Raw genomic sequence first — 216 nt, 5'->3', positions numbered from 1 at the left:
GAGCGGCCGCAGGCGTCGGCGAGGGCGGCTGCGAGCGGTGCGTACGGGGCGGGGACGGGGGTGGTGAGCTCGTGGAGACGGCGATCGTAAAAGGCGGTGTCGGCACTGCCTTCGATGAACTCGGGGTGACGGAGGGAGCGTACGAGCAGGTCGCGGTTGGTGACGGGCCCGTGGAGTGTGGCGCGTTCCAGGGCGGTGGCGAGCTTGCGTACGGCT

At 71.3% G+C, this 216-nt stretch carries 1 pseudogene; it reads right to left on the bottom strand.

Annotated features, from left to right (window positions below):
• A pseudogene (locus J0695_RS39605) lies at window positions 1-216 on the bottom strand (acety-l/propionyl-CoA carboxylase subunit alpha); the annotation flags it as partial.

Source organism: Streptomyces beijiangensis (genome assembly GCF_017315755.1).
Lineage (GTDB): Bacteria > Actinomycetota > Actinomycetes > Streptomycetales > Streptomycetaceae > Streptomyces > Streptomyces beijiangensis.
This window is presented reverse-complemented; position numbering and strand designations above follow the sequence as displayed.